Annotated in this window: 11 protein-coding genes and 1 pseudogene; all 12 read right to left on the bottom strand. The window is 71.1% G+C overall.

Going from position 1 to position 12,249, the window contains the following annotated elements; translation table 11 throughout:
* Positions 1-452: pseudogene (locus LZ604_RS23770) on the bottom strand (glycosyl transferase family 28); the annotation flags it as partial.
* A gap of 523 nt (positions 453-975) precedes the next feature.
* Complete coding sequence (locus tag LZ604_RS23765; RefSeq protein WP_234517467.1) at positions 976-1,212, bottom strand: hypothetical protein; 237 nt, start codon at positions 1,210-1,212, stop codon at positions 976-978.
* A gap of 464 nt (positions 1,213-1,676) precedes the next feature.
* On the bottom strand, positions 1,677-2,594 hold the full coding sequence (locus tag LZ604_RS23760) for a 2-hydroxy-3-oxopropionate reductase (RefSeq protein ID WP_234517466.1): 918 nt from the start codon (positions 2,592-2,594) through the stop codon (positions 1,677-1,679).
* A 38-nt stretch (positions 2,595-2,632) separates the two neighbouring features.
* Positions 2,633-3,463: a TIM barrel protein gene (locus tag LZ604_RS23755; protein ID WP_234517465.1), complete on the bottom strand. Its 831-nt coding sequence runs from the start codon at positions 3,461-3,463 to the stop codon at positions 2,633-2,635.
* A gap of 182 nt (positions 3,464-3,645) precedes the next feature.
* Entirely contained in the window at positions 3,646-4,449 is an 804-nt protein-coding gene (locus tag LZ604_RS23750) for a hypothetical protein (RefSeq protein ID WP_234517464.1), read from the bottom strand.
* A gap of 22 nt (positions 4,450-4,471) precedes the next feature.
* Entirely contained in the window at positions 4,472-5,065 is a 594-nt protein-coding gene (locus LZ604_RS23745; RefSeq protein WP_234517463.1) for an Rv1363c family protein, read from the bottom strand.
* A gap of 26 nt (positions 5,066-5,091) precedes the next feature.
* A complete protein-coding gene (locus LZ604_RS23740) occupies positions 5,092-6,366 on the bottom strand; it encodes an MCE family protein (protein WP_234517462.1) in 1,275 nt (424 codons plus the stop codon).
* Positions 6,363-7,652: an MCE family protein gene (locus LZ604_RS23735; RefSeq protein ID WP_234517461.1), complete on the bottom strand. Its 1,290-nt coding sequence runs from the start codon at positions 7,650-7,652 to the stop codon at positions 6,363-6,365. The genes LZ604_RS23740 and LZ604_RS23735 overlap by 4 nt, the downstream gene beginning before the upstream one ends.
* The gene (locus LZ604_RS23730; protein WP_234517460.1) at positions 7,649-8,782 is read right to left on the bottom strand and encodes an MCE family protein; all 1,134 of its coding nucleotides are present in this window, start codon (positions 8,780-8,782) and stop codon (positions 7,649-7,651) included. The genes LZ604_RS23735 and LZ604_RS23730 overlap by 4 nt, the downstream gene beginning before the upstream one ends.
* Complete coding sequence (locus tag LZ604_RS23725; protein WP_234517459.1) at positions 8,779-9,969, bottom strand: MCE family protein; 1,191 nt, start codon at positions 9,967-9,969, stop codon at positions 8,779-8,781. The genes LZ604_RS23730 and LZ604_RS23725 overlap by 4 nt, the downstream gene beginning before the upstream one ends.
* On the bottom strand, positions 9,966-11,003 hold the full coding sequence (locus LZ604_RS23720) for an MCE family protein (protein WP_234517458.1): 1,038 nt from the start codon (positions 11,001-11,003) through the stop codon (positions 9,966-9,968). The genes LZ604_RS23725 and LZ604_RS23720 overlap by 4 nt, the downstream gene beginning before the upstream one ends.
* Positions 11,000-12,247, bottom strand: coding sequence for an MCE family protein (locus tag LZ604_RS23715; protein WP_234517457.1), 1,248 nt, complete (start codon positions 12,245-12,247; stop codon positions 11,000-11,002). The genes LZ604_RS23720 and LZ604_RS23715 overlap by 4 nt, the downstream gene beginning before the upstream one ends.
* Positions 12,248-12,249 lie beyond the last annotated feature (2 nt).

Raw genomic sequence — 12,249 nt, 5'->3', positions numbered from 1 at the left:
CCACCCGCAAACGTCATCGCATCCCACACCACCAGATCCGGACCCCACCCACACGCGAACTCCACCAGATCATCGACGGTGTTCTGCAGGGAGAAGTACTGGAAGATCAGCGAGGTGTGCGCCGTCAGAACGGCCTGGGCGTACTCCGGGGTGAGTTTCTCGGGGCGCCTTTCGGCGATGTCCAGTACCTCCACCCAGCGAGCCCACTCCACTTCCTGGCCGTAGTCGGTCTCGGCCTCCTCGCGCAGCTCGTCCATTTCCCGGAGCTCCGCCTCCAGGTTGAGCGGGCGGCCGATGGGAACCGCTGTGAGCCCGCATCGGGTGATGTCCTCGACGAGGTCGGGCTGGCTGGCGACGACCACTTCGTGACCGGCGGCGCGCAGCGCCCACGCCAGCGGGACGTAGGCGAACATATGGGACTTGGCGGCGAACGTGGTGAACAGAACCCGCATGTTTTCTCCTGGGCTCGGCCGGACTGGAGCGGTGCGGCCGTCACCGTAGGAAGGTGCACTGGAACGGGGCTTGAGCCATAGTCGAGCGGCTTCTCCGAACCGCGTCCGGCCGCCGGACACACCGCCGGGTCGCGTTCCGTATCGCGCGATCACGGCCGGTCACTTGCCGAGCGTGGTCATGGGGAGGAGATCGCGACCGGGCCGGGCGTGCGCCGATCACGGGCAGGGTGCTCACGAACCGACGCGCAGCGGCGAGGGGCGGCCCGGTGTGATCACGGGCCGCCCCTCGCGCTGTCGGTCCGGAGGGGTCCGGCGCCCCGCGGTTCCCCCGTCGCCGCGGCGCGCCCGGGGCGCCATCGATGCGCCGCCCCGACCCCTCCGGTGGGGCCCGCCGCCCCCGTGTCGGCGGGCCCCGTGTGTCGATAATGTGCCCGCATGGCACCGGAGTTGAAGCCTTGCGGCCGGTGTTCAGAGGTTGACTTGAGGGTTGCGTAGATCGTCTACGTCCACCTGCGTAGCCGGTCTATTCGATGTCGTGCTCCGACAGCCCGGGCCAGTCCTCGGGCCCACCGCCCTGCCACTCGACGAGGTCGCTCTCCTCGACCTCGATCCGGTCCAGGTCGACCAGGCGCAGGATCTCGACGACGTCATCGAGGTGGGTGGCGAGCCCGAGGGTCACATCGCCCTCGGTGACCCGCCGCGACCCGTCCAGGGCCGGAGCGTGCACCACGATGTGCGGATGCTGCATTGACTGTTCCATGTCTCAAGGCTCCTGCCGACGGGCCCGATCCGCACCCCGGACGAACGCGGAGCGCCGGACGCGGAAACGGGCCGTGTCCGGCGCTCTCCGTGCCCGTGCGGTAGCCGTCCGGAGTTCATATGGTGGCGGGACCGCGACGGATGCGACGGTTCCGGGTCGCCTCTCCCTCATGTCTGGATGGGGCGCCCGGGACCTTCACCACCGCACTGGCTCGCATTTCCCCGAGTTCTCGGCTTCGAACAGGGGATTCCGCCGCGGTCCTCGCCGGGCCCGCCGTACCGAAGGGCCACCCTCCGGCAGGGGCGCTCGGCGGCGGACCGTGTGCCCCTGCCTGATCGGACGTCAGGTACCGGGCACGGCTGTGGGTCTCGGTAGGGAACGAGGGTTCCGGGTGGCGCCGGCGCCTGGGCGCGACAGGACAGGTGTCGGCGCCGGCACCACCCGGAGGTCTGCGACCCGAGCGCTCAGCTCCGGGTGCCCGAGAGGCGTTCCACGCCCCGGAGCAGGGCCGAATGATCCAGGCCGCCGTCACCCTGCGCGCGCAGCGACGCGACCAGTTGGGCGACCACGGCACCCACGGGCAGGGCGGCGCCCACGGCGCGGGCGGCGTCCGAGACGATGCCCATGTCCTTGTGGTGCAGGTCGATGCGGAAGCCTGGAGCGAAGTCGCGGTTCAGGAAGTTGTCCTTCTTGCGGGCCAGAACGGTCGAGCCCGCCAGACCGCCGCCCAGCACCTCCAGGGCCGCCTTGAGGTCCACCCCGGACCGCTCCAGGAAGACCACGGCCTCGGCGCACGCCTGGATGTTCACGGCGACGATCAGCTGGTTCGCCGCCTTCACGGTCTGCCCCGAACCGTGCGGGCCGCACAGCACGATGGTCCTGCCCAGGACCTCGAACAGCGGCTTCGCCGCCTCGAAGTCGGCCTGCTCGCCGCCGACCATGATGGACAGCACGGCCTCGACGGCGCCGGCCTCACCGCCCGACACCGGCGCGTCCAGGACCCGGATGCCCTTTCGCCGGGCGTTCTCGGCCAGGCCGATCGACGTCTGCGGGGTGATCGACGACATGTCGATCAGCAGGGCGCCGGGCCTGGTGTTCTCCAGGATGCCGCCGGGACCGTACGCGACCGCCTCCACCTGCGGGGACGCGGGCACCATGGTGATGATCACGTCGGCGTCCCGCACGGCCTCGGCGATCGACCCGGCCGCGGTGCCGCCGGCGGCCGCCAGGCGGTCGAGCTTCTCGCGCTCCAGGGTGTATCCGGTGACGTCGTATCCCGCCTTGATCAGATTCTCGGACATGGGGGAGCCCATGATGCCGAGGCCGATCCAGGCGATCGCCGGGCGCGCCGGGCGCGAGGAGTGTGCCAGCGTGTCGCTCATCGGGGTGCCTCTCTCACTGCTGTGCGATGTCGGGGAGTTCAGCGCGCCGCGCGCGGGAGCCAGGCGAAGGACTCGGAACTCGGCCTGTCGCCCGGCTTGTACTCCAGGCCGACCCAGCCCTCGTAACCGGCCTTCTTCAGCCGGTCGAGGAGGTCCTCCAGGGGGAGCGACCCCGTGCCCGGGGCGCCGCGGCCCGGGTTGTCGGCGATCTGGACGTGACCGGTCCTGTCCGCGTACCGCTCGATCGCCGAGGGCAGGTCCTCGGCGTTCATCGACAGGTGGTAGAGGTCCATCAGGAAGCGGGCGTTGCCGAGGCCGGCCGCCCGGTTCACCTTCTCGACGATCCCCACCGCGGCGGCGGCGCTCACCAGCGGGTACAGCGGGGACTCGGGCCGGTTGAGGGCCTCGATCAGGAGGACCGCGCCGATGCGGTCGGCGGCGCGGGCCGCGAGGACCAGGTTCTCCAGGGCGAGCGCATCCTGCTCGGCGGGGTCGACGCCCTCGACCCGGTTGCCGTACAGGGCGTTGAGGGCCTTGCAGCCCAGGGAGGCGGCGAAGCCGGCGGCCACGTCGATGTTGGCGCGGAACCTGTCCGACTCCTCGCCCGGGATCGACAGGGCGCCGCGGTCGGGTCCGGGCAGCCGTCCCGCGTAGAAGTTCAGTCCCGTCAGCTGCACGCCCGCGTCCTCGACGGCCTTCCTCAGGGCGTCGAGCTCGGACTGCCCGGGTGTGGGGGAATCGGTCCAGGGCCACCACAGCTCGACCGCCGCGAAACCCGCTGCGGCGGCGGCCGCGGGGCGCTCCAGGAGCGGGAGTTCCGTGAAGAGGATCGACAGGTTGACGTTGAAGCGCTGGTCTGCGAATCCCATCGGGGGCGGCGCTCCCTTCTGTGGGTGATCCGAGTCGCTTCCGTAATGTGGAATATATCTTCTACTTCATGGAAGGCTGCCGGTGATCGGACCCTACTGTCAAGAGCGCTCACGAAAATGTGCCCCCGCGCGGCCTGCGCGGGGGCACATCGGAGGCGAACGCCGGGATACTCCGGTGACGGTCAGAGGGCGTCGACGGCACTCACCTTCCAGCCCGTGGACGTACGGGCCAGTGTCATCCGCACCCGGTTCAGATCGAGGCGGGACCCCGACACCTGCGTGCTCCGGGTGACCTGATTGACGAACAGCAGCACGACGACCTTGTCCGGTGCGGCCGACACGACGGAGACCGCCGGGGTGCCGCCGCCCGAGGGCGCGGCCACCGTCGCCTTCACCACGCCGTGGTACTTGGCGGCGGTCGGCCCGACCACCGTCTTCGTCGTCCTGAGGTACTGGTCCCGGAAGGCGCCGGTCAGACAGGTACGGGCGCGCGCGAAGTCCCGGTCCAGATGCCGGTAGTCGTACGACAGCACGACCGGAGCCGCCTTGAGTGCCGCCGTGACCGCCTGGCGTCGCGCCTGCTCGGCCTGCTGACCCTGCCGGTACCGCCACCCGAGCACGGCGGCGGTGACCAGGCCCGCCACGAGCACGACGCACAGCACCGCGGTGAGCAGTCTGCGGGCGTCCCGACGCGGAGGAGTGCTCTTTTCGGGGATCTCGGAGGCCTCGGGAGTCCCGGGGGTCCCGGGGATGTCGGGGATCTCGGGGATCTCGGGCTCCGGTGGGTCGTCCCAGCCGTCCGCCGGGGGATCGATGAGCAGGGTGCGCCCGGACGGGGCCTCCTCCGCCGGGCCGGTGGAGGTGGGGGCACCACGCTCGGGGCGCGCCGGCCGCTCGGCGCGCTTGGCCGCCGCGCGGGCGGCCGCGGTCATCGTGCGGCGGGCCGGGGAGCCGGTGCCGCGGATGCGGGAGGTCGGGTTCGCCACGGTGTCTCTCCTCACTGGTGGGTCAGCCCACGAACTCGACGTCGGAGGTCAGCCAGCGGCCGTGCTCGCGCACGAGGTCGAGCTGGAGCCGGTACGTGCGCGACTGTCCCTCGGGAGCCGCGGTGTTGGTCACCTTGCTGTCGGCGACGACCAGGACCCGGGCCGAGTGCGCGTCCGACCGCACGATGCCCGCTTCCAGGATCTGTCCCTCGGACACCGACTTGTTCCGGGCGACGAGCTGGGTCAGCTCCTGGGTCTGCGCGGCGAACTGCTTCCTGAAGTCACCGGTGGCGTCCTTGAGCACGTTTCCGCTGTCGCGGTCGTAGTGCCGGTAGTCGAGCGAGGTGAAGTTCAGCGCCGACTGGCGGGCCGCCGCGAGAATGTCCTGGCGGCCCTGGTCCACCGCTCGCTGGTCCGCCAGCCGGACACCCAGCCAGACCGACAGCGCGCTTGTCATGACCGTCGCGGCGACGAGCGCCGCCGACAGCGCTCTGCGGCGCCCTCTGTTCCCGCGACCGGTCTTCATGCCATCGCTGTTCATGTCATCGCTGTTCATGTCGTCGGTGTTCGTGTCGTTGGTGTTCAAGCCGCCGGTGTTCACGTCATCGGTGGTCACGCCACCGGTATCCATGTCATCGGTGTTCAGGCCATCGGTCCCACGAGCAGCCATTGCCACGACTCCTTTCCGAAGACGGTCTGTTCGCCGCCCGTCGAGCCGATCTCGACGGGCCTTCCGTCCGGGCCGGTCGCGGTGCCGGTCTCCGGGTCGTACGGGGTGACGTACGCGGCCCGGCCGGGCCCGTCCCCACCGGCCGACGCACCAGGCGCGTTCTGGGCTCCGCGCACCGACGTCCTGCCGCCCCGCGGTGCCGTGCACCGCGCCTCGGTGTTCGCCGGACGTGTGCCGGTGTCCGAGGGATCGCGCCGCTGGGTGCCGTAGCCCTGGGTGCAGGGCGCAGGGTCGTCGGCGTTCACGGTGAGCCCGAAGTGGAAGGTTCCGTCCCCGGGGACGACGGTGTAGCTGCCCGCGACGGTGAGCGGGAGGGTGACCAGGGCCTGTTCCACGCCCGGCAGCCGGGCCACCGTGACCTGGCCGCCGCTGATGAGGTTGGCCAGCAGGACCGGCAGGTCCGCTCGCGTGGACTTCAGCAGGGAGTCGAGCTGCTCCGCGGCGGGTGCCCCGTTGCCGATCAACCGGCGCAGATCGCCGTCGTCGGCCTTCAGCTCCCCGGAGAGCGCCGCCAGATCGCGGGAGAACGACTTGATGGCCGAGCCCTTGTCGGCCTGGGTCTTGAGCACCGTCCGCGAGTCCTCGATCAGCGACACGGTCTGCGGCAGGGAGTCGGACGCCGACTCGACGAGCCGGTTGCCGGAGTCGACCAGACGGCTCAGCCCTGGTCCGGTGCCGGAGAACGCCTTGCCCAACTCGTCGACCGTGGTGCGCAGATCGTCCTTGCCGACAGAGTTCACCAGCCGGTCCAGGCTGAGGACGAGGTCGGTGACCGGGAGCGGCACCCGCGTGCGGCCGCGCGGGATCGGGCTCCCGTCGAGCAGATAGGGGCCGCCCGAGTGCCGGGGCTGGAGGTCGACGTACTGCTCGCCGACCGCCGACCGGTTGGCGACCACCGCCAGTGTGTCGGCCGGGATGCGGGGAGCGCCGTCCTCGATCTTCAGCGGCACCGACACCCCGGAGCCGTTCAGCCGCAGTTCGCCGACGCGGCCGACGGGCACCCCGCGATAGGTGACCTCCGCCCCGGGGAAGATGCCCCCCGAGTCGGCGAAATCGGCCGTCACGGTGTAGCCGCCGCCGAGCAGGTCGTCCGTCAGGCCCGTGTACCGGCCGCCCACGTAGGACACGCCCAGCGCGGTGACGGTCGCGAAGGCGAGCAGCTGGGCCTTGACCGTACGTGTGATCACGGCTGTATCCCCTTCAGCATGAGCTCCGCGAGGGCCAGGTCGACCCCCGGCGGGAAGCGGCCCGTATCGCCCAGGGCGGCGTAGCCCGCCGTGCACACCGGCGGGCACAGCACATCGCCCCCGCCCGCGGGCGCCGAGGGCGAGGCGGGGGCGCTCGGCACCTTCGGCAGGCCCGGTGTGCCGGGCGGCGCCGTGGGCAGCGGAATCTTCGGCACGTCCGGCAGCGAGGGAGTGGGGACCGGCTGCTTCCCGGATCCGCCGCCCTTGCCGGGCTTGCCGGGCTTGTCGGTGAGGTTGCCGTAGACGCCCGCCAGATCGAGGTCCGCGGTGATTCTGAGGTTGACGTAGTCGCCCTTGACGGCGTCCGCCGCGTTGCGCGGGAACGGATAGGTCGTCAGCAGCTCCAGGGCGTTGGGCAGGTCGTCGCCGGCCTTGTCCAGCTGCTCCAGGATCGGCCGCAACTGCCTGAGGTCGGCGACCGTGTCGTCTCGCGAGGCGTTGACGACCCTGGTGCCGGTCGTGCCGAGGTTCGACAGGGCCGTGAGCATCTTGGTGAGGTCGCGGCGCTGGTCTGCGAGGACTTTCAGGGCGGGCGGAATGGACTCGACGGCCCCGGCGATCGTCCTCCTCTCCGCCCCCAGCCGCTTGGCCAGCCGGTCGATGCCCTCGAGGGCGCGGACGATGTCGTCGCGCTGCCGGTCGAGGCCGCCGAGGAACGTGTCGAGCTGCTTGAGCAGGGATGCGACCCGGTTCTCGCGTCCCTCCAGGGCCTTGTTCAGCTCCACGGTGATCGTCTTGAGCTGCGCCACGCCGCCGCCGTTGAGAAGCGCGGACAGCGCGGACAGCACCTCCTCGATCTCCGGGTTGCGGCCGCTGCGGGACAGCGGGATCACGGCGCCGTCGCGCAGCCGTCCGACGGCCGTGGTGCCGGCCGGCGCGGACAGCGCCACGTACTTCTCGCCGAGCATGCTGGTCTGCCTGAGGTCGGCGACCGCGTTGGCCGGGAGCTTCACCGAGTCCGCCACGCGCAGTCGTACCCGCGCATGCCAGCCGTCCAGCTCCACCTTCTCGACCGCGCCCACGGTGACGTTGTCGACCTTGACCGCAGACTGCGGCACCAGGTCGAGCACGTCCCTGAACTCGACGGTGACGTGGTAGGCGTGGCCGTCGGCCGCGGCGCCTCCGGGGAGCCGGACGTCGTACCAGCCGTTGACGTCGCATCCGCACAGCAGCAGCGAACCGGCCGCCGTCCACGCGACCACCCGCGCCCTGCGTATCGCGCTCATGCCCGGGCCCCCAGGATTCCGCCGAGCGTCCGGTCGACCGAGCCGGTCCCCGACGGGGCTGCCGGAATCTCCGGCAGCGCGTCGAAGAGCTGCCGCAGTTCCTTGCAGCCGGGGCTCTTGCCGTTGTCGTCCCCGGTCGTCCTCAGCAGGGAACACAGCAGGGACGCGGGGTCCTGCGGGCTCTGCGGGTTGTTGCGGGTGTCGAGGGTGCCGGCGGACGGGTTGTAGGCGTTCTGGAGGTTCGACAGTCCTGTGGGAGCGACGGTCAACAGCTCCTCCAGTGCGGCCCGTTGGGTGACGAGGACCTTGGTGACCTTGCTGAGGTCCTCGACGTTCGAGGTCAGTGCCTTCTTGTTGTTCTTCACGAAGTCGGACACATCGCCGAGCGCCGCGGCCAGGTGCCGCAGCGCCGCCCTCAGGTCCGCGCGCTCCCCGGCGAGCTGCTCCGCCACCCGGGCGAGGCTGTCGTCGAAGGACCGCACGCTCTTGTCGTCGGCCGCCAGCGCGGCCGTGAACACCTGGAGGTTGCGCAGGGTGCCGAACAGGTCGCCCCGCCCGTCGGACAGCGTGGTGACCGCCTGCGAGAGGTCCTCGACCGTCCGGTTGAGGTTCGTGCCCTGGCCCCGGAGGTTGTCCGCGCTCACGCCGAGCAGCCGCGACAGGGCCCCGTCCTTGTTCGCGCCCTTGGGGCCGAGCGCCTCGGCCGTGGTGTGCAGGCTGTCGAAGATCCGGTCCAGTTCCACCGGGACGGCCGTGCGCGACTCGGGGATGACGTCGCCGTCCCGCAGCACCGGGCCCTTGCGGTACACCGGCAGCAGCTGCACATAACGGTCGCTGACCACCGAGGAGTTGATGATCGCGGCCTGTGCGCCCGCGGGGACCCTGCGCCCCTCGTCGTACTCCAGCTCCACCCTCACCCGGTCCCCCTCCGGCGTGATCTTCTCGACCTCGCCGATCCGGACACCGAGGACACGGACGTCCGAGCCGGGATAGATGCCGACGGTGCGCGGGAAATACGCCGTCACGCGTACGGTGCCGGAGCGCGGCCACAGCACGACGGCCAGCGTGGCGGAGACCGCGAGCACGGTGAGCAGTGCCAGGACGCGGACTGTGCGGAAGCGTTCGGTCATCGCGAGCCTCCCGTCCGCGGCACGACCGGAGCGGCGACCATGTTCTGGACGTAGGAGTCGAACCAGCGGCCGTTGCCCAGGGTGTTGGTGAACAGCCGGACGTAGGGCGCGAGCAGTTCGACGCTGCGGTCCAGGCTCGCCTGGTTGCGTTCGAGCATCGTGACGAACGTGTCGAGGTTCCTCAGGGCCGGCCCGATCTCCTTGCGGTTGTCCTCGACCAGACCGGAGAGCTGGATGCCCAGCAGGGCCGAGCTCTTGAGCAGGGCGTGGATCGCCTCGCGCCGCCTGCTGATCTCCTTGAGCAGCTTGTCGCCGTCCTTCACCAGCGCCGAGAAGTCCTCCGTGTGCGTGGCCAGCACCTTGGTGACCCCGTTCGCGTGGTCCAGGAGTTCTTGGAGCGCCTCGTCGCGCGAGGCGATCGTCTTGGAGATCCTCGACAGCCCGCTGATCGACGCCCGCACCTCCGCGGGCGAGTCCTGGAAGGTGGTGGAGAGGGTGTCCAGCGCCTTCGCCAGCCGCTGGGTGTCGATGTCCTCCGATGTGGTCGTCAGGTCGCTGAACGCCTGTACGACGTCGTACGCCGGCACCGTCCGCCGCAGCGGTATCTCGCTGCCCGGCTTCAGCCGGCCGGGACCTTGCGGGGTCAGTGCGAGGTACTTGGCGCCGAGGATCGTCTTGACCCGGATCGCCGCGCCGGTCCGGGTTCCGAAGGCCGGGTCGCCCTTGATCTTGAAGGTCACCTTGACGTGGTCGCCGTCCAGGTCGACGCCGTCGACCTTGCCGACCTTGACCCCGGCGATCCGCACCTCGTCGCCCGGCTTGAGGCCGCCCGCCTCCGAGAAGGCCGCGCTGTAGGTCCGGCCGTCGCCGATCAGCGGCAGGCTGTCGGCGTTGAACGCGGCGACGGTCAGCAGGGCGAGGACGGTGAGGCCGACAGCGCCGGCCACGACCGGGTTCCTGCCCGGACCACCGCCGGCAGACGCCCCCGGGCCCGGTCGCCGCAGCCGGATCCGCGGCAGCCTCGGCGGCAGGATGTGCACCCTGACCAGAGGCTCCGGGCGCCGCGGCCGGGTGCCGGGCCGCAGCAGCCGCGGCTTCGGCAGCCGGGGCAGCCGAGGTGGCAGTACGCGCACCTTGATCAGGGGTTCGGGACGCCGGCTCCGGCGCGGCGCGAAGCGTGTGCTCATCCGCCGCACCTCGCCTGCGCCACGTGCAGCTCCGGGGTGAGCACCTGCTTCGTCCTCGGCAGCACGACGCGGCCGTCGAAGTCGCAGAGGTAGAAGTTGAACCACGAGCCGTAGGACGCCGTCCCCGTCAGCTCGTCGAGCTTGTTCGGCAGCCGCTTCAGGGTGCCCTCCACGGTCTTCTCGTTCCTGTTCAGCGTTCCGGTGAGATCGGTCAGCCCGGCGATGTCGTCCTTCAGCGGCGGACGCGCGTCCTTCAGCAGGCCGGAGGTGGCCGCGGTGAGGTCGCCGATGCCGGCGAGCGATTCCCCGATGGGTTTGCGGTCGGCGGACAGCCCGGAGATCACCCGTCGCAGCTGTGTGATCAGCCCGGAGAACCGGGCGTCCCGCCGGTCGAGCGTCTCCAGCACGGTGTTCAGGTTGTCGATCACCGAGCCGATCAGCCGGTCGCGGTCGGCGAGCGTCGTGGTGAGCGACGCGGTGTGCGCGAGCAGGCTGTTCACCGTGCCGCCCTCGCCTTGGAGGGTCCTGATGATCTCGGTGGCGAGCTGGTTGACGTCGTCCGGGCTGAGCGCGGCGAACAGCGGTTTGAACCCGTTCAGCAGCGCGTTGAGGTCAAGCGCCGGCCGGGTCCGGGACAGCGGGATGGTGCCGCCGGGCCGCAGCCGGGTGCCGTCGCCCGCGCCCTCGGTCAGCGCGATGTACCGCTGTCCGACCAGGTTCCGGTAGCGGACGACCGCGCCGGTGCCGGTGAGCAGCGGGCGGTCGGCGGTCACGGTGAAGGTGACCTCGGCCAGCGTCCGGTCCTTGATGCGGATGTCCTGGACCTGGCCGACCCGTACCCCGGCCACCCGGATGTCGTCGCCCTGCTCCAGCCCCGTGACGTCGCTGAACACCGCGTGGTAGGTGTCCTTCGGCGTCAGCGAGATGTTGACGATGGTGGCGGCGAGCAGAGCCGTCGCCGCGATCGTCACCAGTGCGAAGAGGCTGAACTTGACCAGCGGTGCCGCGGTCCGGCGGGCTGCTGTCGTCCTCATGCGACGCTCACCGCCGTTCCGCGGGCCAGCGGCCCGAACAGCAGGGTCGCGACGGGCGGCACCCGGTCCGCGGGCACGCCCATGACGGGGGCCACCAGCGAGCCGACGGCCCGCTGCTCGGCCCGGGTGGCGGACACATCGACACCTCCGGGCAGTGCGCCGTCCGAACCACCGGACGACGTACCGTCGTTGAGCTTGGGTTTGGGGCCGGGCACCTGCGGATGCGGCAGTCCCCGGCAGTCGGGCCCCGACCGCTCCGCATAGCGCGGCTCCTCGCCGGGCCGGTACGCGCCCTGCGGGCGGACCACCTCGAGGCTGATCCGCATCTCGCCGCCCCGGAACGCGCCCTCGGAAGCCTTCTCCTGCCGGACCAGGCCGTCGAGGAGGCAGGGGTACTCGGGTGAGTAGCGGGCGAACAGCTCCAGCGTGGGGCGGGAGACCCGGCCGAGGGTGATCAGCCGGTCACCGTTCTCGTCGAGGAAGTCCCGCCCGGTGTCCGCGACGGTCGCGGTCGTGTGGAGCGCGGCGGCCAGCCGGTCCCGCTTCTCGACGAGGGTGCGGCTGGTGGTGACGGTATTACGCAGGATGCTCATCAGATCGGGTGCGGCGTCGCCGTAGACCCGGGCGACGTCGGCGAAGCGCGAGATGTCCTCCTCGAGGGAGGGCAGATGCGGGTTGAGGCGGCGTAGATAGGCGTCGACCCGGGTGAGGTTGTCGCCGATCCGGTCGCCGCGGCCCTCCAGCGCGGTGGCGAACGCCGACAGCGCGGCATTGAGTTCACCCGGCTTGACGGTCTGGAGCAGCGGCAGCAGGTCGTTCATCAGCTGCTGGACCTCGATGCCGACCTTCGTGCGGTCCTGGGTGATGACGTCCCCGGCGCGGACGGGGCGGGCCGTGGAGCCGGGTGGTGGCACGAGGTCGACGTACTTCTCGCCGAACAGCGTCTTGGGCAGCAGCCGGGCGTGCACGTCCGACGGGATGGAGGTGACGTACCGCGGCTTCAGCGCGATGTCGAGGGTCGCCTTCGTGCCGTCCGCATGCACCGCGCGGACCTCGCCGACCAGCAGCCCGCGCAGCTTGACGTCGGCGCGTTCATCGAGCTGGTTGCCGAGGCTGTCGGCCTGCAGCGTGATGCGCACGACCGGAGTGAACGCCTGCTGGTAGGCGGCCACCGCGAGCGACAGCAGCAGCGCCAGCAGGGCGATGAAGACGATGCCGTACAGCCTGAGTCTCAGCGCGCGCACCG

It is taken from the genome of Streptomyces glomeratus (assembly GCF_021462825.1).
In the GTDB taxonomy this organism is placed as follows: Bacteria; Actinomycetota; Actinomycetes; order Streptomycetales; family Streptomycetaceae; genus Streptomyces; species Streptomyces glomeratus.
The sequence above is the reverse complement of the archived record's forward strand: the minus strand, read 5'-3'. Positions and strand labels throughout refer to the sequence as shown.